At 72.3% G+C, this 19,296-nt stretch carries 19 protein-coding genes; 2 read left to right on the top strand and 17 right to left on the bottom strand.

The genetic code is table 11. The features are described 5' to 3' along the window. Positions 1-31: 31 nt before the first annotated feature. From ACIBEF_RS18885 to pyrR, 7 genes are all read right to left on the bottom strand, one after another. The gene (locus tag ACIBEF_RS18885; RefSeq protein WP_396794521.1) at positions 32-1,306 is read right to left on the bottom strand and encodes an adenosylmethionine--8-amino-7-oxononanoate transaminase; all 1,275 of its coding nucleotides are present in this window, start codon (positions 1,304-1,306) and stop codon (positions 32-34) included. 292 nt (positions 1,307-1,598) lie between these two features. Beyond that, positions 1,599-2,645: a quinone-dependent dihydroorotate dehydrogenase gene (locus ACIBEF_RS18890; protein ID WP_396794522.1), complete on the bottom strand. Its 1,047-nt coding sequence runs from the start codon at positions 2,643-2,645 to the stop codon at positions 1,599-1,601. Next, the gene (carB, locus tag ACIBEF_RS18895; protein ID WP_396794523.1) at positions 2,642-5,989 is read right to left on the bottom strand and encodes a carbamoyl-phosphate synthase large subunit; all 3,348 of its coding nucleotides are present in this window, start codon (positions 5,987-5,989) and stop codon (positions 2,642-2,644) included. Before carB ends, ACIBEF_RS18890 begins: the two co-directional genes overlap by 4 nt. Then, the gene (gene carA, locus ACIBEF_RS18900) at positions 5,982-7,145 is read right to left on the bottom strand and encodes a glutamine-hydrolyzing carbamoyl-phosphate synthase small subunit (protein WP_396794524.1); all 1,164 of its coding nucleotides are present in this window, start codon (positions 7,143-7,145) and stop codon (positions 5,982-5,984) included. Before carA ends, carB begins: the two co-directional genes overlap by 8 nt. Then, positions 7,145-8,422 (bottom strand): dihydroorotase, encoded by a 1,278-nt coding sequence (locus ACIBEF_RS18905; protein WP_396794525.1) that lies wholly within the window; start codon positions 8,420-8,422, stop codon positions 7,145-7,147. The genes carA and ACIBEF_RS18905 overlap by 1 nt, the downstream gene beginning before the upstream one ends. Then, positions 8,419-9,345 (bottom strand): aspartate carbamoyltransferase catalytic subunit, encoded by a 927-nt coding sequence (locus ACIBEF_RS18910; RefSeq protein ID WP_030335650.1) that lies wholly within the window; start codon positions 9,343-9,345, stop codon positions 8,419-8,421. The genes ACIBEF_RS18905 and ACIBEF_RS18910 overlap by 4 nt, the downstream gene beginning before the upstream one ends. Continuing rightward, positions 9,342-9,926 carry a bifunctional pyr operon transcriptional regulator/uracil phosphoribosyltransferase PyrR gene (pyrR, locus tag ACIBEF_RS18915; RefSeq protein WP_396794526.1) on the bottom strand — a complete coding sequence of 195 codons (585 nt, stop codon included), beginning with the start codon at positions 9,924-9,926 and terminating at the stop codon, positions 9,342-9,344. The genes ACIBEF_RS18910 and pyrR overlap by 4 nt, the downstream gene beginning before the upstream one ends. Positions 9,927-10,214: 288 nt before the next feature. On the opposite strand from pyrR, the gene ACIBEF_RS18920 reads away from it, so the two are divergent. Further along, positions 10,215-10,703 (top strand): transcriptional regulator, encoded by a 489-nt coding sequence (locus tag ACIBEF_RS18920; RefSeq protein ID WP_007458348.1) that lies wholly within the window; start codon positions 10,215-10,217, stop codon positions 10,701-10,703. Positions 10,704-10,793: 90 nt separating this feature from the next. Here ACIBEF_RS18920 and nusB read toward each other — a convergent pair whose 3' ends face one another. The 5 genes from nusB to ACIBEF_RS18945 form a co-directional block, all read right to left on the bottom strand. After that, the gene (gene nusB, locus ACIBEF_RS18925; protein ID WP_184188983.1) at positions 10,794-11,204 is read right to left on the bottom strand and encodes a transcription antitermination factor NusB; all 411 of its coding nucleotides are present in this window, start codon (positions 11,202-11,204) and stop codon (positions 10,794-10,796) included. Positions 11,205-11,227: 23 nt separating this feature from the next. Beyond that, on the bottom strand, positions 11,228-11,785 hold the full coding sequence (efp, locus tag ACIBEF_RS18930; RefSeq protein WP_007458344.1) for an elongation factor P: 558 nt from the start codon (positions 11,783-11,785) through the stop codon (positions 11,228-11,230). A 98-nt stretch (positions 11,786-11,883) separates the two neighbouring features. Beyond that, positions 11,884-12,309, bottom strand: a complete 426-nt coding sequence (aroQ, locus tag ACIBEF_RS18935; RefSeq protein ID WP_396794527.1) for a type II 3-dehydroquinate dehydratase — start codon at positions 12,307-12,309, stop codon at positions 11,884-11,886. After that, positions 12,306-13,385 (bottom strand): 3-dehydroquinate synthase, encoded by a 1,080-nt coding sequence (gene aroB, locus ACIBEF_RS18940; RefSeq protein WP_396794528.1) that lies wholly within the window; start codon positions 13,383-13,385, stop codon positions 12,306-12,308. Before aroB ends, aroQ begins: the two co-directional genes overlap by 4 nt. Before the next feature lie 10 nt (positions 13,386-13,395). Further along, positions 13,396-14,394 carry a YafY family protein gene (locus ACIBEF_RS18945; protein WP_357196201.1) on the bottom strand — a complete coding sequence of 333 codons (999 nt, stop codon included), beginning with the start codon at positions 14,392-14,394 and terminating at the stop codon, positions 13,396-13,398. 79 nt (positions 14,395-14,473) lie between these two features. Between ACIBEF_RS18945 and ACIBEF_RS18950 the strand changes: the two genes are divergently transcribed. After that, positions 14,474-15,202 carry an alpha/beta fold hydrolase gene (locus tag ACIBEF_RS18950; protein WP_396794529.1) on the top strand — a complete coding sequence of 243 codons (729 nt, stop codon included), beginning with the start codon at positions 14,474-14,476 and terminating at the stop codon, positions 15,200-15,202. A 143-nt stretch (positions 15,203-15,345) separates the two neighbouring features. Here ACIBEF_RS18950 and ACIBEF_RS18955 read toward each other — a convergent pair whose 3' ends face one another. The 5 genes from ACIBEF_RS18955 to ACIBEF_RS18975 all read right to left on the bottom strand — a co-directional run bounded on the left by ACIBEF_RS18955 (position 15,346) and on the right by ACIBEF_RS18975 (position 19,292). After that, positions 15,346-15,849: a shikimate kinase gene (locus ACIBEF_RS18955; protein WP_396794531.1), complete on the bottom strand. Its 504-nt coding sequence runs from the start codon at positions 15,847-15,849 to the stop codon at positions 15,346-15,348. Further along, entirely contained in the window at positions 15,849-17,027 is a 1,179-nt protein-coding gene (gene aroC / locus ACIBEF_RS18960) for a chorismate synthase (RefSeq protein WP_396794589.1), read from the bottom strand. The genes ACIBEF_RS18955 and aroC overlap by 1 nt, the downstream gene beginning before the upstream one ends. Positions 17,028-17,221: 194 nt before the next feature. Beyond that, complete coding sequence (locus tag ACIBEF_RS18965) at positions 17,222-18,145, bottom strand: glycosyltransferase family 2 protein (protein WP_396794532.1); 924 nt, start codon at positions 18,143-18,145, stop codon at positions 17,222-17,224. Beyond that, positions 18,142-18,816 carry a glycosyltransferase gene (locus tag ACIBEF_RS18970; protein ID WP_396794533.1) on the bottom strand — a complete coding sequence of 225 codons (675 nt, stop codon included), beginning with the start codon at positions 18,814-18,816 and terminating at the stop codon, positions 18,142-18,144. The genes ACIBEF_RS18965 and ACIBEF_RS18970 overlap by 4 nt, the downstream gene beginning before the upstream one ends. Then, positions 18,813-19,292, bottom strand: coding sequence for a UDP-N-acetylglucosamine--LPS N-acetylglucosamine transferase (locus ACIBEF_RS18975; protein WP_396794534.1), 480 nt, complete (start codon positions 19,290-19,292; stop codon positions 18,813-18,815). Before ACIBEF_RS18975 ends, ACIBEF_RS18970 begins: the two co-directional genes overlap by 4 nt. Positions 19,293-19,296: the final 4 nt, after the last annotated feature.

Below are 19,296 nucleotides of genomic sequence, written 5' to 3' on the forward strand. Positions count from 1 at the left end.
GGTAACCCGTCGACCCGGTGGCCGGGCCGACTCAGCCAGCCGCCACCGCCGCCGCCACCCCGGTCGCGATCCGGGCCACGTCGGCATCGTCGGTGACGTACGGCGGCATCGTGTAGATCAGGTCGCGGAACGGGCGCAGCCACACCCCCTGGGCGACCGCGGCAGCCGTCGCCGCACCGAGGTCGACCTCGTGATCGAGCTGGACCACGCCGATCGCGCCGAGGACCCGTACGTCGGCCACGCCGGGCATGCCGCGCAGAGGCTCCAGACCGGTGCGCAGGCCGGCGCCGACCCTGGCGACCTGCTCGGCCCAGTCTCCGGCCCGCAGCAGCCCGATGGAGGCGTTCGCCACCGCGCAGGCCAACGGGTTGCCCATGAAGGTGGGCCCGTGCGCCAGCACACCGGTCGCCGAGATGCCCCGGGCGACCTCCGGGGTGCACAGGGTGGCCGCGAGCGTGAGGTAGCCGCCGGTCAGCGCCTTGCCCACACAGAGCACGTCCGGCGTGACCCCGGCGTGCCCGGCGGCGAACATCTCGCCGGTACGGCCGAACCCGGTGGCGATCTCGTCGAAGATCAGCAGAATTCCGTGCGCGCGGGTCACCTCGCGCAGTACCCGCAGGTAACCCGGGTGGTGGAAGCGCATCCCGCCGGCGCCCTGGACGACGGGCTCGACGATCACGGCGGCCAAATCGTCGGCATGCCGCTCGACCGTCTCCACCAGCGCCGCCACGTACCCGTCGTCGGGCGGATCGGTGAAACCGCCCGGCGGCACCGGGGCGAACACCTGCCGGGGCAGCACGTCGCCCCACAGGTGGTGCATCCCGCCCTCCGGGTCGCAGACGCTCATCGGATGGAAGGTGTCGCCGTGGTAGCCACCCCGCCAGGTCGCCAGCCGGCGCCGCTGGGGCCGCCCGACGGCCCGCTGGTACTGCAGGCACATCTTCACCGCCACCTCGACGCTGACCGAGCCGGAGTCGGCCAGGAACACGTGCTCCAGGCCGTCCGGGGTCAGCTCGACCAGGGTTCGGGCCAGCCGCACCGCCGGCTCGTGGGTGAGCCCGCCGAACATCACGTGGCTCATCCGGCCGAGCTGGTCGGTCACCGCCGCGTCGAGCACCGGGTGCCGGTACCCGTGGATCGCCGCCCACCAGGACGACATCCCGTCCACCAGCTCCCGCCCGTCGGCCAGGGTGAGCCGTACCCCCTCGGTGCCGCGCACCACGTACGGCGGGTTGGCCGGCGGCAGCGCGGCGTACGGGTGCCAGACGTGCGCCCGGTCAGCGGCCAGGATCTCCTCGGGTGTCACGCGTACTCCTCTGCGCCTCAAACGGTCCGGACGGCGGACGTCCCGCGGTCGGGTCGGACCTCTCCGCCGCCGTCTCCGCCGCCGTCGCTCCCATGTCCGCCGCCTTTGCTCTGCACCCGCGGATGCGCCACCCGGCGGCCGGGTGGCACGTCCGCCACCCGGCGGCCGGGTGTCGCGCTCCGGGTGGTGCACCCTGGGGTGCAGAGCAAAGGGGCAACAGCGGGCGTGTGCTCCTCGACGCGGAGCGGGCCCGGCACCCCGAAGCGCCGGGCCGGCACCGCACCGGGGGCGGTCACCGGCCGGCGACCGCTTCCGGTGCCGCCGTTGCGGCCGCCGTGCGGGCGGCGGCGCGGACCAGGGCCGGTCCGCGGTAGATGAAACCGGTGTAGAGCTGCACCAGGTCGGCGCCCGCGTCGAACATCCGCGCCGCGTCGTCCGGGTCCAGCACACCCCCGACGCCGACGATCGGCAGCCGACCGCCAGTCTCGGAGTGGACGAAGGCGACCACGTCGCGGGCCCGCCCGGTGAGCGGCCGACCGGAGAGGCCGCCGGCCTGCCCGCCACGCTCGACGTCGACGTCGGCCAGCCCGTCCCGGGACAGCGTGGTGTTGGTGGCGATCACCCCGGCGGCGCCCCGGGCCACGCAGACCTCCAACAGCTCGGCGATCGCCGCCTCGGTCAGGTCTGGGGCGATCTTGACCAGCACCGGCTTCTCCCCCACCAACGCGCCGAGCAGCGCGTCCAGGTGGGCACGGTCCTGCAACGACCGCAGACCTGGGGTGTTCGGTGAGGACACGTTCACCGCGAAGTAGTCACCGTGCCCGCGCAGCGCCCGGTACGAGGCGAGGTAGTCCTCGACCGCCTCGTCCAGCGCTGTCACCTTGGACTTGCCCAGCGAGATGCCCAGCGGCACCCCGAGCGGGCGCGGCAGCGCCGCCAACCGGGCGGCCAGCGCGGCGGCCCCGGCGTTGTTGAAGCCCATCCGGTTGACCACCGCCTCGCTGGCCGGCAGCCGGAACAGCCGCGGCCGGGGGTTGCCCGGTTGGGCGTGCGCGGTGACCGTGCCGACCTCCACGAAGCCGAAGCCGAGCGCCGGCCAGGCCGGAAGCGCCGCGCCGTCCTTGTCCATCCCGGCGGCCAACCCGACCGGGTTGGGGAACCGCACCCCGAACACGGTGCGCGGCGCGTCGACCGCGTAGCGGGCCCGCAACGCGGCGAGCGCGGCCGGCCGCCGCGACAGGGCCGCCAACCGCCGCAGCGTCCACTCGTGCGCCGCCTCGGCGTCCCCGCCGCCGATCCGGAACAACCCAGGGCGTACGACCTGCTCGAACAGTGTCACTGGGCCGCCCGCAGGGTGGCGTGCAGGTCCTGCAGGGGGCGGACCTGCATGTCGCCGCGGATCCGCGCCTCGATGCCCATCACCGCCGCGGCGGCGCCGGGAACCGTGGTGATGCACGGGATGTCCGCCGTGACGGCCGCGCTGCGGATCTCGTACCCGTCGGAGCGGGCGCTGGCGCCCGAGCCCTGCGGCGTGTTGATCACCAGCGCCACGTGGCCGCCGCCGATCAGCGACACCGCGTCGTCGCCCGCACCGGCCTGGTAGTGCTTACGGATCTGCTCACAGGCGATGCCGTGCCGGCGCAGCACCTCGGCCGTGCCGGCGGTGGCGACGATCTCGAAGCCCAGATCGGCCAGCCGCTTGATCGGAAAGATCATGCCGCGCTTGTCCCGGTTGGCCACCGAGACGAAGATCTTCCCAGCGGTCGGCAGGGACCCGTACGCGGCCGACTGGCTCTTGGCGAAGGCGTGCCCGAAGTTGGTGTCGATGCCCATCACCTCGCCGGTCGACTTCATCTCCGGCCCGAGCAGCGAGTCGATCCCCTTGCCCGCGCGGGTCCGGAAACGCTTGAACGGCAGCACCGCCTCCTTGACCGCCACCGGCGCGTCGGCCGGCATCGTGCCCCCGTCCCCCGTCGCCGGCAGCAGGCCCTCGGCGCGCAGGTCGCCGATGCTCGCACCGAGCGCGATCCGGGCCGCCGCCTTGGCCAGCGGCACCGCCGTCGCCTTGGAGACGAACGGGACGGTCCGCGACGCGCGCGGGTTGGCCTCCAGCACGTACAGCACGTCGTCCTTGAGGGCGTACTGCACGTTGAGCAGGCCACGGACCCCGACGCCACGCGCGATGGCCTCGGTGTAGCGGCGGACCTCGGCCAGGTGCGAGCCCGCGAGGGTGATCGGCGGGAGCGCGCAGGACGAGTCGCCGGAGTGGATGCCCGCCTCCTCGATGTGCTCCATCACGCCGCCGATGTAGACCTCGCCGTCGGCGTCGCACAGCGCGTCCACGTCGATCTCGATGGCGTCGTCGAGGAACCTGTCCACCAGCACCGGGTGGTCCGGGGAGATGTCGGTGGCCCGGCCGATGTAGTCGCGCAGCGTCGGGTCGTCGTAGACGATCTCCATGCCCCGCCCGCCCAGCACGTACGACGGCCGGACCAGCACCGGGTAGCCGATCTCGTCGGCGATCGTCTTGGCCTCGTCGTACGAGGTGGCCATGCCGTGCGCCGGCGCGCGCAGGCCGGCTCGGGCCAGCACCGCGCCGAACGCGCCGCGCTCCTCGGCCAGGTGGATCGACTCCGGGGAGGTGCCGACAATCGGCACACCGGCGTTCTTGAGCCGCTGCGCCAGCCCCAGCGGGGTCTGCCCGCCGAGCTGGACGACCACCCCGACCACGCCCGGCCCGCCGGCCGCCCGGCCGGTGGAGTCCTCGGCGTGCCAGACCTCCAGGACGTCCTCGAAGGTCAACGGCTCGAAGTAGAGCCGGTCGGCGGTGTCGTAGTCGGTGGAGACCGTCTCCGGGTTGCAGTTGACCATGACCGTCTCGTAACCGGCCGACCGCAGAGCCTGGACGGCGTGAACGCAGGAGTAGTCGAACTCGATGCCCTGACCGATCCGGTTCGGGCCGGAGCCCAGGATCAGCACCTTCGGCCGGTCCGACGGCACGACCTCGGTCTCCAGGTCGTACGTCGAGTAGTGGTACGGCGTGGTCGCCTCGAACTCGGCCGCGCAGGTGTCCACGGTCTTGTAGACCGGGCGCACGTCCAGGCGGTGGCGCAGGGTCCGCACGCCGTCCTCGGCGGCCAGCTCCGGGCGCAGCGCGGCGAGCTGCCGGTCGGACAGGCCGGCCCGCTTGGCACGACGCAGCAGGTCGGCGTCGAGCACCGGCGCGTCGACGATCTCGGCGCGCAGCTCGATCAGCGCGGCGATCTGGTCCAGGAACCATGGGTCGATCCCGCCGGACGCCTCGGCCACCTCGGCGATCGACGCCCCGAGCCGCAGCGCCCGCTCCACCGTGTAGAGCCGGCCGTCGTGCGGGATCCGCAGCGCCGCGAGGGTGTCGGCCAGGGTGACGCCGGCAGGGTCCGGCACACTCCAGAAACCGGCCGACTTGGTTTCCATCGAGCGCATCGCCTTGTTCAGCGCCTCGGTGAAGTTGCGTCCGAGGCTCATCGCCTCGCCCACCGACTTCATCGTGGTGGTCAACTCCGGGTCCGCGCCGGGGAACTTCTCGAACGCGAACCGGGGGATCTTCACCACCACGTAGTCCAGGGTCGGCTCGAACGCCGCCGGGGTCTTCAGGGTGATGTCGTTGGGGATCTCGTCGAGGGTGTAGCCGATGGCCAGCTTCGCGGCGATCTTCGCGATCGGGAAACCGGTCGCCTTGGAGGCCAGCGCCGAGGACCGCGACACCCGGGGGTTCATCTCGATGACGACGATCCGGCCGTCGACCGGGTTGACCGCGAACTGGATGTTGCAGCCGCCGGTGTCCACCCCGACCTCGCGCAGCACGGCGATGCCCAGGTCACGAAGGTGCTGGTACTCCCGGTCGGTGAGCGTCATGGCCGGGGCCACTGTGACGCTGTCGCCGGTGTGCACGCCCATCGGGTCGATGTTCTCGATCGAGCAGACCACCACCACGTTGTCGTGCCGGTCGCGCATCAGTTCGAGCTCGTACTCCTTCCAGCCGAGCACGCTCTCCTCGATGAGCACCTCGTGCACCGGGCTGGCGGACAGGCCGTCGCCGGCGATGCGCGCCAGGTCCTCCGGGGTGTGCGCCATGCCGGAACCCAGGCCGCCCATGGTGAACGACGGCCGGATCACCACCGGCAGGCCCAGCTCGGCGACGGTCGCCTCGACCTCGTCCATCGAGTGGCAGACCCGCGAGCGGGGCACCAGGGCGGTCGGGTCGTCGACGCCCAGCCGGACGCCGGCCTTCGCGACGATCTCCTTGAACAGCTGCCGGTCCTCGCCCCGGTTGATGGCGTCGATGTTCGCGCCGATCAGTTCCACGCCGTACTTCTCCAGGACGCCGGCCTCGTGCAGGGCGACGGCCGTGTTCAGCGCGGTCTGCCCGCCGAGGGTCGCGAGGATCGCGTCCGGGCGCTCCTTGGCGATGACCAGCTCGACGAACTCCGGGGTGATCGGCTCGACGTACGTGGCGTCGGCGAACTCCGGGTCCGTCATGATCGTCGCCGGGTTGGAGTTGACCAGGCTGACCCGGATCCCCTCGCTGCGCAGCACCCGGCACGCCTGGGTGCCGGAGTAGTCGAACTCGCAGGCCTGCCCGATGACGATCGGCCCGGAGCCGATCACGAGGATGTGTTGGAGATCGGTCCGCTTAGGCATTGCTGCGCCCCTTGCTGTGGTTCCGACCTTCGATCAAGTCGGCGAAACGGTCGAAGAGGTAGTCGGCGTCGTGCGGGCCGGCCGCCGCCTCCGGGTGGTACTGCACCGTGAACGCGGGCACGTCGATCGCCCGCAGCCCCTCGACCACGTTGTCATTGAGGCAGACATGGGACACCTGAACGCCGCCGAAGTCGGTGTCGATCACCTGGTCGGGAACGACGGCGCCGACGCCGACGCCGGGCACCTGGACGGCGAAGCCGTGGTTGTGGCTGGTCACCTCGACCTTGCCGGTGACCCGGTCGAGCACCGGCTGGTTGATCCCCCGGTGGCCGTAGCCCAGCTTGTAGGTGCCGAAGCCGAGCGCCCGACCGAGGATCTGGCTACCGAAGCAGATGCCGAACAACGGCACCTCCCGCCGCAGCGCCTCCCGGGCCAGCGCCACCGGGGCGTCGGCGGTCGCCGGGTCGCCCGGACCGGGCGACAGGAATATCGCGTCGGCGCCGGTGGCGAGCATCTGGTCGATGCTCGACGACGCCGGCAGCACGTGGGTCGTCACCCCCCGGGTGGCCAGCCGACGCGGCACGTTGCGCTTGATGCCCAGGTCCAGCGCGGCCACCGTGAACCGGTGCTCGCCCAGGGCCTCGACGACGTACGGCTCGGCGGTGCTCACCTCGGCGGACAGGTCCGCGCCGACCATCTGCGGCGCCTGACGCACCCGGGTCAGCAGGCTCTGCGGGTCGTTGTCGATGCTGGAGATGCCCACCCGCATGGCGCCCCGCTCGCGCAGGTGCCGGGTCAGCGCCCGGGTGTCCACCCCACTGATGCCCACCACACCCTCGGTGGCGAGACGGTCCTCGAGACCACCGGTGGCCCGCCAGTTCGAGCCGATCCGGGCCGGGTCGCGCACGACGTAGCCGGCCACCCAGATCCGACCGGACTCGTCGTCCTCGCCGTTGACGCCGGTGTTGCCGATGTGCGGCGCGGTCTGCACCACCACCTGACGGTGGTACGACGGGTCGGTGAGGGTCTCCTGGTAACCGGTCATGCCGGTGTTGAAGACCGCCTCGCCGAAGGTCTCTCCGACGCTGCCGTACGCCTCGCCGGGGAACGTACGCCCGTCCTCCAGCACCAGAATCGCGGGTCTGCGCTTGACCATTACTTGACAGCCTTTCCGTCCAGGACCGTCGGCTCGCCACGCAGGAAGGTCGCCACGATGCGACCTGGCAGCGTCATGCGGGCGTACGGGGTGTTGCGACTGCGACTGGCCAGCTCCGCCGGATCGATGGTGCGGTGGGCGGCCGGGTCGATCAGGGTCAGATTGGCCGGCACACCCGGCGCGGGGTCGACGCCGTGCCCGGTGAGGCCGGCGATCCGTGCGGGGGTGCGCGACATCCGCTCGGCGATCAGGTCCCACTCGGGGCCGAGCACGTCCAGCGCGATGGAGAGGGCCGTCTCCAGACCGAGCATCCCCGGTCGGGCGTACGCCCACTCGCACTCCTTGTCCTCCACCGCATGCGGCGCGTGGTCGGTGGCGATCACGTCGATCACCCCGTCGGCGAGGGCGGCGCGCAGCGCGGCGATGTCCGCAGCGGTGCGCAGCGGCGGGTTCACCTTGTAGACCGGGTCGTAGCTTTCCGCCCGTTCGTCGGTGAGCAGCAGGTGGTGCGGGGTCACCTCGGCGGTCACGCGTACCCCGCGGGCCTTCGCCTGGCGCAGCACCTCGACGCTGCCGGCGGTGGAGACGTGGCAGACGTGCAGTCGGCTGCCCACGTGCTCGGCGAGCAGCACGTCCCGGGCGATGATCGCCTCCTCGGCGACCGCCGGCCAGCCGATCAGGCCGAGCCGGGTGGAGACCTCACCCTCGTGCATCTGGGCGCCCTCGGTGAGCCGGGGCTCCTCGGCGTGCTGGGCGATGATCCCGTCGAACGCCTTGACGTACTCCAGTGCGCGGCGCATCAACTTCGGGTCGGCGACGCAGTGCCCGTCGTCGGAGAAGATCCGCACCCGGGCCGCCGAGTCGGCCATCGCGCCCAGCTCGGCCAGTCGCTCGCCGGCCAGCCCGACGGTGACCGCGCCGATCGGCTGCACGTCGACCAGACCGGCCTCGCGGCCGAGCCGCCAGACCTGCTCGACCACGCCGGCGGTGTCCGCCACCGGGGAGGTGTTGGCCATCGCGCAGACCGCCGTGTAGCCGCCCAGCGCCGCCGCCCGGGAACCGGACTCGACGGTCTCGGCGTCCTCCCGGCCGGGCTCGCGCAGGTGGGTGTGCAGGTCGACGAGGCCGGGCAGGGCGACCAGGCCGCTGCCGTCGACGACTGTGGCGTCCGGCGCGGTCAGGCCGGGGCCGACAGCGGCGATCACGCCGTCGCGGATCAGCAGGTCGGTCGGCGCGGCGCCGACGACACTCACGCTGGTGATCAGGTACGCGGTCACCGGTTGTTCCCTCCGAGCAGCAGGTAAAGGACAGCCATCCGCACGGAGACCCCGTTGGTGACCTGTTCGACGATGGTGGAGCGGGGTGAGTCGGCGACCTCGGGGGTGATCTCCATCCCCCGGTTCATCGGGCCGGGGTGCATGACGATCGCGTGCTCGGGCAGCCGGCGCATCCGGGGCCCGTCCAGACCGTAGCGGCGGGCGTACTCGCGCGCGGAGGGGAAGTAGGAGTCGTTCATCCGCTCCCGCTGCACGCGCAGCATCATCACCACGTCCACGTTCGGCAGGACGGAGTCGAGGTCGTAGGAGACGTCGGTGCCGGGCGCGAGGGCGCCCGCGATGTCGACCGGGATGAGGGTCGGCGGGCCGACCAGGGTGACCTTGGCGCCGAGGGTGGAGAGCAGCAGCACGTTGGAGCGGGCCACCCGGGAGTGCAGCACGTCCCCGACCACCGCGACCGACAGGCCGGCGAGCCGGCCCAACCGGGCCCGCATGGTGTACGCGTCCAGCAGCGCCTGGGTGGGGTGCTCGTGGGTGCCGTCGCCGGCGTTGACGACCGACCCGTCCACCCAGTTGGCCAGGCGGTGTGGCGCGCCGGAGGCGGGGTGTCGGACGACGACGGCGTCCGCGCCCATGGCCTGCAGGGTCAACGCGGTGTCCTTCAGGCTCTCACCCTTGGTGACGCTGGACCCCTTCGCGGAAAAGTTGATCACGTCGGCGCTGAGCCGCTTCGCCGCCGCCTCAAAGGAGATCCGGGTACGCGTGGAGTCCTCGTAGAAGAGGTTCACCACGGTCCGTCCGCGCAGCGCGGGAAGCTTCTTGATCTCCCGGCCGGCGACGGTGGCCATCTCGGCGGCGGTGTCCAGGATCTCGGTGGCGGTGTCGGCGTCCAGGTCCCCGCCGGAGAGCAGGTGCTTGATCATGAGGCAGTTCCCCCGTACAGCTTGACCTCGTCCGTCCCGTCGATCTCGGCGAGCGTCACCTTGACGCTCTCGGCGAGCGAGGTCGGGATGTTCTTGCCGACGTAGTCGGCGCGGATCGGCAACTCCCGGTGGCCCCGGTCGACCAGGACGGCAAGCTGGACCGAGGCGGGGCGGCCCACGTCGTTGAGCGCGTCGAGCGCGGCCCGGACGGTACGGCCGGAGAAGAGCACGTCGTCGACCAGGATGACCCGTTTGCCGTCGATCCCGCTGGGGGGCAGCTCGGTCGGACCCACCGCGCGGGTGGCGTGCCGACGGAGGTCGTCGCGGTACAGGGTGATGTCGAGCACACCGACTCCGACGGCGACGTCCTCGAAGGTGCTGATCCGGTCGGCGAGCCGCCGAGCGAGGGGGGTGCCCCGGGTGGGAATCCCCAGCAGCACCGTGTTGGCGGCGCCCTGGGTCTTCTCCAGGATCTGGTGGGCGATGCGGTCGACCACGCGTTGCACGTCGGCGCTGGCGAGGATCACCTTCACCGAGGGTTGTTGCGGTGGTGACGAGCGGGCAGCCGATGGGTACGCCACGGCGGACCTCCTTCCCCGCCTCACGGGACGGGTCGTTAAAGGATGTCGGGCACCTCCGGCCGGACCGCTCAGCGGACCTGGACCGGGGCTTCCGCCACGTTACCAGTGGTCACCGGGGTGATGGCCGGCGGCCACTGACCACCGGGTCAGGTACCGGAAAAGGGGAAAACTCCCCGGACGCCCCGCAACGGTAGGGGCCCGACCACTTGACCACGTGTCGCATTCCCCGTACCGTCACGCTCCGTAGCGATCGACGGGAGAACCCCGAGCAGCACTGGGAGTGTCCGAATGCCCTCTGAATACGCCAAGTCTCTGGGCGCCCGCCTGCGCTCCATCCGCCAGCAGCAGGGTCTCTCCCTGCAGGGTGTGGAGGAGAAGTCGAACGGGCGGTGGAAGGCCGTGGTGGTCGGCTCTTACGAGCGTGGCGACCGGGCCGTGACGGTGTCCCGTCTGGCCGAGTTGGCCGAGTTCTACCGCGTACCCGTCTCGGAGTTGCTGCCTGACGGCAGTGGCGTCCGTCACGAGCCCACCAGCAAGATTGTCCTGGACCTGGAGCGGCTCTACGACGAGGCCTCCGAGGACCTGGCCTACGTCGCCCGCTACGCCCGCGCCATTCAGCAGCAGCGCGGCGACTACAACGGCCGGGTGCTCTCCATCCGCGCCGACGACCTGCGGGCGCTCGCGATCGTCTACGACGCCTCACCGTCGGGGCTGATCGAGCGGCTCACCGAGCACGGCGTGCTGGTGGCCGACCCCCGGGCGTTCTTCGCCTCCTGATCTGCCGCTCCACCTGATCTGCCGCTTCACCGAAAGGGCCCGTGCCGGCTGGCACGGGCCCTTTCGATGAACGGTGTCCGGTGCGGACGCTCAGCGGGTGGCGTACTCGGCGATCCGGCCGAGCACGCCGTTGAGGAAGCGCGGCGAATCGTCCGTCGACATCTGCCGAGCCAGCTCGACAGCCTCGCTGATCGCCACCGCGTCGTCGATCTCGTCGACGTAGAGCAACTCGTAGACGGCGATCCGGGCCAGATTACGGTCGACGACCGGCATCCGCTCCAGCGTCCAACCCTCGGCGTAGCTGGCGATCAGCTCGTCGATCCGGTTGAGGTGCTCGGCAACCCCCTCGACCAGACCCACCGCGTAGCCGAGGTGCTCCGGCCGGGGCTGCTCGATCCGCTGAACGTAGCCGGCGAGCACCTCCACCGGGGGCTTGTCCCGGAGGTCGGCCTCGTAGAGGACATCCAGCGCCCGCTTGCGCGCCTTGCGGCGCGCCGGCATCTGCTGCTTGGAACCCTCAGCCATCAGGCGCGGCCGAGGTAACGGCCGTCGCGGGTGTCGACCTTGATCTTCTCGCCGGTGGTGATGAACAGCGGAACCGGCACGGTGGCGCCGGTCTCCACGGTCGCCGGCTTGGTGCCGCCGGTCGAACGGTCGCCCTGCAGGCCGGGCTCGGTGTAGGTGACCTCCAGCACGACGCTGGTGGGCAGCTCGATGTAGAGCGGCACACCCTCGTGCTGGGCGACGGTCGCCTCCGCCTCGGGCAGCAGGTAGTTGGCTGCCTCACCGACGGTGCCACCGGGCACGGTGATCTGGTCGAAGGTCTCCAGATCCATGAAGACGAAGTCCTCACCGTCGGCGTACAGGTACTGCATCGTGCGCTTGTCAACGGTCGCGGTTTCGACCTTGGTGCCCGCGTTGAAGGTCTTGTCGACCACCTTCCCGGACAGCACGTTCTTCAGCGTGGTGCGCACGAAGGCACCACCCTTACCGGGCTTGACGTGCTGGAACTCGACGACGGCCCAGAGCTCGCCGTCAAGGTTGAGTACCAGGCCGTTTTTGAGGTCGTTGGTGGAGGCCATTTCCTGCCTTGATCATCAATTGGCGGACAGACCTGGCAAGTCTACAAGCTGCGTCGAATCGGACGGCCCCCCGTTCCGAGCGCTCAGTCGGTGGGCCCTCAGCGGGTGGCCAGATGGTGCAGAGCGAGACGATAGCCGTCGATACCGAGACCGCAGATCACCCCGGTCGCCACCGCCGAGACCACCGAGTGGTGGCGGAACTCCTCACGGGTGTGGATGTTGGAGATGTGCACCTCCACCAGCGGCCCGCGCAGCATGGCGCAGGCGTCCCGCACCGCGTACGAGTAGTGCGACCAGGCGGCCGGGTTGAGCACCACCGCAGCGCCCTCGTCGGCCGCCGCGTGCAGCCAGCCGAGCAGCTCGTGCTCCGCGTCGGTCTGCCGGACCGTCACCGCCAGCCCCAGCTCCCGACCCGTGCTCTCGCAGAGCGCCACCAGGTCCGCGTAGCTGGTCGCGCCGTACACGTCGGGCTCGCGGGTGCCCAGCCGGCCCAGGTTCGGCCCGTTCAGAACGTAGACCTTCACGGGGTTGCCACCTCCCGGTAGGCAGCCTCCAGCAACGCGTCGTCGGGGCCCTCCAACATCGCCGGGCGGGCCAGCCCGTCGAGCACCACGAAGCGCAGCCGACTGCCCCGGGCCTTCTTGTCCACCCGCATCGTGGGTAGCAGCTTCGGCCAGGCATCGGCCGGGTAGCTCACCGGCAGGCCCAGCGCGCTCAGCGTGACCCGGTGCCGGTCGGCGGTCGGCGCGTCCAACCGCCCGGCGAGCCGCGCCAGCGTCGCCGCGTACACCAGACCGACAGCGACGGCGTGGCCGTGCCGCCAGCGGTAACCCTCGTTCTGCTCGATGGCATGGGCCAGGGTGTGACCGTAGTTGAGCACCTCCCGCAGGCCCGACTCGCGCAGGTCGCCGGCGACCACGTCGGCCTTGACCCGGATGGCCCGCTCGATCAGCTCCCGGCTCACCGGCCCACGGGGGTCGGTGGCGGCCTCCGGGTCGTTCTCGATGAGATCCAGGATCGTCGGGTCGGCGATGAATCCGCACTTGACGACCTCGGCCAACCCGGCGGCCAGGTCGACCGCGGGCAGGCTGTCCAGAGTGGCCAGGTCCGCCAGCACCCCGACCGGCGGGTGGAACGCGCCCACCAGATTCTTGCCGGCGGCCGTGTTGATGCCCGTCTTGCCGCCCACCGCGGCATCCACCATGCCCAGCAGCGAGGTCGCCACCGGCACCCAGCGCACACCCCGCAACCAGCAGGCCGCGACGAAGCCGGCCAGGTCGGTCACCGCGCCGCCGCCCACCCCGACGACCGCGTCGGTACGGGTGAAGCCCGCCGCTCCGAGCCGGTCCCAGCAGGCGGCGGCCACCTCGATGTGCTTCCCCGACTCGGCGTCGGGCACCTCGATCGGCAGTGGCTCGACGCCGGCGGCGCGCAGCCGTTCGCCGAGCGCGTCCGCGAGGGCCTTGAGCGGAGGCGCGTGCAACACCGCCACCCGGGTCGCGCCGGGCAGCAGGCCAGGCAGCGCACCCAGCAGGTCACGTCCCACCAAGACGTCGTACGGCCGCTCGCCGCCGACCGGAATTCGGGTCACCTCGTCCATCGCCGGCAGCCTAGTCCAGCGGGCGGCGCGGGGAGGGCGGCTGTCCACCTGCTGGCCGAGCGGCCCAGTCCGCCAACCGGCGGGCGTGCTCGGCCACCGCGGCGCGTAGCGCGTCCGGATGCCGCACGGTGAACGGACAACCCAGCCCGGCGAGCAGCGCCGCCATCCCGGGCAGGCTTTCCGCTCGGGCCCGCAGCAACACCCCGTCGGTGGTGGCGGTTAACTCGGCCACGCTGGGCGGGATGCGGCGGCGGGCGGCGACCAGGTCGGTCTCCAGCACGACCTCCACCTCGTGCCGGTACGGCACGCCGGCCAGCGACCGGGTCACCCAGGCCACCGCCTCGAAGCCGTCGGGCACCGTGAACGTCGCCACGCCGGGCGTCACCGCGCCGATCCGGTCCAGTCGGAAGGTCCGGATCTCCCCGCGTCGGTGGTCGTGGCCGGTGACGTACCAACGGCCGGCGTGGAAGACGAGCCCGTACGGGTCGAGCTCGCGCTGCGAGCGCTCGCCCCGCCAGGAGCGGTAGTCCAGCGCCACCCGCTGCCGGTGCCGGGCGGCCGAGGCCAGCGCGAGCAGGGTGCCGGACGCCGGCCCGCGCTCCGCCTCCGGGCGGCGCAGGGTGAAGCCCAGGTGCTCCTGGACGGCGGCGAGCCGGTCGGCGAGCGCGGCTGGCAGCACCCGGCGGATCTTCGCCAGCGCGGTCGCGGTGGCGGGCTGCTCGGTGGCGAGCCCGACCCGTTCGGCGACGACGAGGCCGAGCAGCACGGCCACCGCCTCGTCGTCGGTGAGCATCAGCGGCGGCAGCTTGTAACCGGGGTGCAGCCGGTAGCCGCCGTGGCGGCCCCGGTCGGCGGTGACGGGAATGCCCAGCTCGACGAGCGTGGTCGCGTACCGGCGCACGGTCCGCTCGTCCACCCCGAGGTGGCCGGCGAGTTCTGCGGCCGTCGACCGGTGCCGGGTCTGCAGCAGTTCGAGCAGGGCCAGCACCCGCCCCGCGGGATGTGACACGGGCCGTTCCTCCAAACCGGGCGGATCCTGTCCGGAATAGATCGTACGGTCTGTCGGTAACCGAGAGAAGGAGCCACAGATGGCGACATTCGTGCTGGTGCCGGGATTCTGGCTGGGTGCCTGGGCGTGGCGGGACGTGACCGCCACGCTGCGGTCGCAGGGGCACGAGGTCTATCCGATGACGCTGACCGGGGTGGCCGAACGCGACCACCTCGCCGGGCCGGAGGTCGGCCTGGACACGCACACCACCGACATCGTCCGACTGATCGAGGTCGAGGACCTGCACGACGTACTGCTGGTCGGGCACTCCGGCGGTGGGATGCCGGTCGCCCAGGCGGTGGACCGCATCCCGGACCGGATCGCCCGGGTCGTCTACGTGGAGAGTGGGCCGCTGCCGGACGGCACGGCACAGTTCGACACGCTGCCGCCGGAGGAGCAGCAGCGGCTACGCGAAGCGATCGGCACCGGTCACCTGCTGCCGCCGCCGGCCTGGGACCCGGCCGCCGACGCGACGAACCTGGCCGGCCTGGACGAGCCGACGCTCGCGCTGCTGCGTACTCGGGCCACCCCGCAGCCGCTGCGGACCGCCACCGATCCGGTCCGACGCGCCGGCGGGCGCCCCGTTCCGACCGCGCTGGTCGCCAGCACCTTCCCGCTCAGCGTGGTGCGGCAGATGATCCAACAGGGGCATCCGTTCTTCACCGGCCTGGCCGACGGCCAGCTGCACGAGTTGCCCACCGGGCACTGGCCGATGCTCAGCGAGCCGAAGGCCCTGTCCGACGTCCTCGACCTGATAGCCCAAACCTGACCCTGCCCCCTGCCCCTCCCGCGCCGATCTTGCACTTCCTGTTGCCGAAATGCGGTGAATGCCCCGTAAGTCAGCGCAGCAAGTGCAAGATCGGCGCAAGGGACGGGGGCGCGGGGGCGGGGCGGGGGGCGCGGGGTCTGACGTCAGCGCGGGAGCAGGGCGGCTACGTCCGCGACGACCTGCGCCGGGGCCCGGCCGTCGGTGACCACCGTCTCGGTGGCGACCTCGGCGTAGAGCGGCCGGCGCTGGTCCAACAGGTGCTTGAGGGTGGCCCGTGGGTTGATCGCCAACAGCGGCCGGCCGGCGCCGAGCCCGACCCGCTTGACCGCGTCGGGCAACTCGACCGAGAGGTGCACCACCCGGTGACCGATCAGGGCCGCCCGGGTCTCCTCGGCCAGCACCGCGCCGCCGCCGAGGGCGAGCACCCCGGTGCCGCCGGCGAGCGCCGCGGCCACGGCGGCCCGTTCCAAGGTACGGAAGTGCGTCTCACCCTCGTCGATGAAGATCTCCGGGATCGGCTTCCCGGCCATCTGCTCGATGTCGATGTCGGTGTCGCGGAACTCCACGCCGAGGGTGGCGGCGAGCGCCCGGCCGACAGTGGTCTTGCCGCAGCCGGGGGCACCGACCAGCACGACGACCGGTGCCATCAGCGGATGACCAGCGCGTCGAGGTACCCGGCCAGGTTGCGGCGGATCTCGGCGATCGAGTCTCCACCGAACTTCTCCGTGGCCGCCTCGGCCAGCACCAACGCCACCATCGCCTCGGCGACCACCGCCGCTGCGGGCACCGCGCAGACGTCGGAACGCTGGTTGATCGCGGTGGCCGGCTCACCGGTGGTGACATCCACCGTGGCGAGGGCCCGGTTCAGCGAGGAGATCGGCTTCATCGCGGCGCGGACCCGCAGCGGCTCGCCGGTGGTGATGCCACCCTCCAGCCCGCCGGCCCGGTCGGTCACCCGGCGGACACCGGCGGCCGACGGGATGATCTCGTCGTGCGCCTCCGAGCCACGGGACCGGGCCTGCTGCCAGCCGTCGCCGATCTCCACACCCTTGATCGCCTGAATGGACATCAGCGCGGTGGCCAGCCGGGCGTCGAGCTTGCGGTCCCACTGCACGTGGCTGCCCAGCCCCGGTGGCACCCCGTACGCCAGCACCTCGACCACGCCGCCGAGGGTGTCGGCCGCCTTCTTCGCGGCATCGACCTCGGCGACCATCAGGGCGCTGGCCTCCGGGTCGAGGCAGCGCAGCGGGTCGGCGTCGATCCGCGCGGCGTCGGACGGCGTGGGACGCAGCCCAGGCTTCGCGGCCACCGGGCCCAGCTCGACGACGTGCGAGACGATCTCGATGCCGAGCGCCTGACGGATCAGCGCCTTGGCCACCGTGCCGACAGCCACCCGGGCGGCGGTCTCCCGTGCGCTGGCGCGCTCCAGGATCGGCCGGGCGTCGGTGTGGCCGTACTTCTGCATGCCGGCCAGGTCGGCGTGGCCCGGCCGGGGGCGGGTCAGCGGGGCGTTGCGGGCCTGCCGGGCCAGCTCGTCGGGGTCGACCGGGTCGGCGGCCATCACGGTCTGCCACTTCGGCCACTCGGAGTTGCCGACCCGGATCGCCACCGGGCTGCCCAGGGTCACGCCGTGCCGCAGGCCGCCGAGCAGCTCGACCTCGTCCCGCTCGAACGACATCCGGGCACCCCGCCCGTAGCCCAGCCGTCGACGGGCCAGTTCGTCGGCGATCTCGGTGGTGGTCACCTCGATGCCGGCCGGCACCCCCTCCAACATCGCGACGAGGGCGGGACCGTGCGATTCACCTGCAGTCAGCCAGCGCAACACAGCGGTCAGTCTGTCACGGCGGGCCACCGACGCGGCGCGCTCCCCGGGGCGTCCCGCCCAGCGGACGCCGCCGCCCGCTGAACAGGACATCCTGTGCTCTGCACCCGCCGCCGTGACAACCCGCGACGCAACCACCGGACGGCCTTTGCTCTGCACCCGCCAGTGCGACGCGACGCGCGACGCGCGACGGTGGCTCAGATCCCCCGACCGCGCTTGTGCAGGGTGCGCAGCACCGCGTCGGCCCGGACCACCCGACCTGCGACGGCGAGGGCCAGGTAGGCGCGCGGCTCGCGGGGGTTGCTCCGCAGGGTGCGCCGGGCCCAGCGCAGCGCGCCCCGGCGGTCGCCGGAGGCGGCCTGGGCGAACGCGATCTGCCCGGCGACACGGGCCTCGCCGGCCGGTTGAGTGGCGAACTCCGGGTAGCGCTGGAGCAACCACTGCAACGCCTCGGAGATGGTGTCCCACCGCTGCGCGAAGTACGAGCGCTTGTGCCAGCGGACCAGCACCGACGGCGTCCGCAGGTTGATCAGCGGCGCGCTGCGCGCGGCCCGCAGCAGGAACTCGTAGTCCTCCGCGTAGCTGCCCGGGATCTCCTCGTCGACCAGCCCGAACCCGTCGCGCAAGGCGGTGGCGCGGATCAGGAAGGTCGACGGGTGCAGCTCCGTCATCCGATCGCGGAGCAGGTCATCGAGGGTGATCCGGTCCTTGTCGAGCACCCGGTCGACGGTGTGCCCGTCGTAGGTGACCCGGATGCCGCAGCAGACGAACTCGGCCGCCGGGTCGCCGGCCAGCGCCTCGACCTGGGCGGCCAGTTTGCCGGGCAGCCACTCGTCATCGTCGTCGCAGAACGCGACAAGCTCCCCCTCGGCGGCGAGGGTGCCGCTGTTGCGCGCACCGGCCAACCCGGGGGTACGGGCGTTGCGGATCACCCGCACCACGCGGGCCGGGCCGCTCCCCAGCTCGGTCAGCGACTCGTCCGGCACGGACTGGTCGAACACCACGACGACCTCGATCAGGGCCGGGTGCTCCTGTGCCAGGATCGCGCGCACCGCGGCCCGCAGCAGCTCGGGGCGGTCCCGGGTGGGCACCACGACGCTGACGGTCGGCTGCTGGGTCATCGAATCTCCTCCGTACCCGGGCGCGGCCGGGACCAGGCCCGCCACCGGGGTGGGCGCGGGGTCGAACGGGCCACCAGGTCGTCGACGATCTGCCCGACCCGGGCCACCGCCGCCCGTCGCGCCTCGTGTGCCTCCGGGTCGGCGGCCACCGCGTACCGGGACGGGTCGGCCAGCCCGGCGGCCAACGCGTCGTGCAGGGCCTCCCGGGTCTCGCAGAGCGCCACCAGCCCGGCGGCGCCGAGCCGGCGGGCGAAGAGGAGCTGGTGGTTGTCGACGTGCTCACCGCGAGCCGGGTCGCGGGGCACCACGATGGGCAGGTGGCCGTGCCGGCGGGCCTCCAGGATGGTCGCCGGGCCACCGTGGCAGACCACCAGATCCGCGTCGATCATCGCCTGTTGCAACGCGTCGTGGCCGAGGAACGGCACCGCGCCGCTGAGCTGGGGCGCGGCCGTGTGCCCGTGCTGCATGGTCAACCCGATCGGGCCGGCAGCCTGCGCGTGCCACTGCGCCAACCAGTCGACGAGCCGGTCGAAGGGGTGCTTGTCGGTGCCCACCGCGACCAGCAGTCGGAGCTGGGCGACCGCTGAGCTGTCGCGCTGGCGCGGCAGGCGGGCCGCCTCGGTGCCCGGTCGGGGTTGCGGACGCCGGGCGGTGCCCGTCTCCCCGGTCACAGCAGCGTCCCGACGACTGTCGCCTCGGGGTACTGCCGGCGCTGCTCGTCCCACTGCACGAGCATCGCGGACAGGAACGGCCGGCAGAGCCGAGCGGTCAACGTCGGGGTGTCGATCCGGTCGTACACCTCGATGTAGACGGTCGGGATGCGCCGCAGCCGGGCCAGCACCACGAACGGCACCGCCACCCCGGCACCTGTGGTGATCACGGCGGCGACCCGCCGGGCCCGCAGCACCCGCCAGGCCAGCAGCGCGTTGCGCAGCAGGTTCGGCACGTTGCGGGTGGTCGGGTGGTGCGCCGGCACCAGGTCCTCGCCATCCAGCAGCGACACCGCCTCCGGGGTGTCGAAGGTGACCCAGCAGCGCCGCCACTGTTCGTACCAGGGCCGCAGGGCCAGTAGTTGGGCCAGATGGCCACCGCTGGAGCCGACCAGCAGCAGCACCGGTGCCCCACTGTCGTCGTTGTTCGTGTCCACGCGA

Source organism: Micromonospora sp. NPDC050795 (assembly GCF_044456785.1).
In the GTDB taxonomy this organism is placed as follows: domain Bacteria; phylum Actinomycetota; class Actinomycetes; order Mycobacteriales; family Micromonosporaceae; genus Micromonospora.

Coding starts and splice junctions, on each gene's coding strand:
- carB (WP_396794523.1), bottom strand. CDS start 5,989: ATGCCTAAGCGGACCGATCTCCAACACATCCTCGTGATCGGCTCCGGG.
- carA (WP_396794524.1), bottom strand. CDS start 7,145: ATGGTCAAGCGCAGACCCGCGATTCTGGTGCTGGAGGACGGGCGTACG.
- ACIBEF_RS18910 (WP_030335650.1), bottom strand. CDS start 9,345: ATGATCAAGCACCTGCTCTCCGGCGGGGACCTGGACGCCGACACCGCC.
- ACIBEF_RS18920 (WP_007458348.1), top strand. CDS start 10,215: ATGCCCTCTGAATACGCCAAGTCTCTGGGCGCCCGCCTGCGCTCCATC.
- nusB (WP_184188983.1), bottom strand. CDS start 11,204: ATGCCGGCGCGCCGCAAGGCGCGCAAGCGGGCGCTGGATGTCCTCTAC.
- efp (WP_007458344.1), bottom strand. CDS start 11,785: ATGGCCTCCACCAACGACCTCAAAAACGGCCTGGTACTCAACCTTGAC.
- aroB (WP_396794528.1), bottom strand. CDS start 13,385: ATGGACGAGGTGACCCGAATTCCGGTCGGCGGCGAGCGGCCGTACGAC.
- ACIBEF_RS18950 (WP_396794529.1), top strand. CDS start 14,474: ATGGCGACATTCGTGCTGGTGCCGGGATTCTGGCTGGGTGCCTGGGCG.
- ACIBEF_RS18955 (WP_396794531.1), bottom strand. CDS start 15,849: ATGGCACCGGTCGTCGTGCTGGTCGGTGCCCCCGGCTGCGGCAAGACC.
- ACIBEF_RS18965 (WP_396794532.1), bottom strand. CDS start 18,145: ATGACCCAGCAGCCGACCGTCAGCGTCGTGGTGCCCACCCGGGACCGC.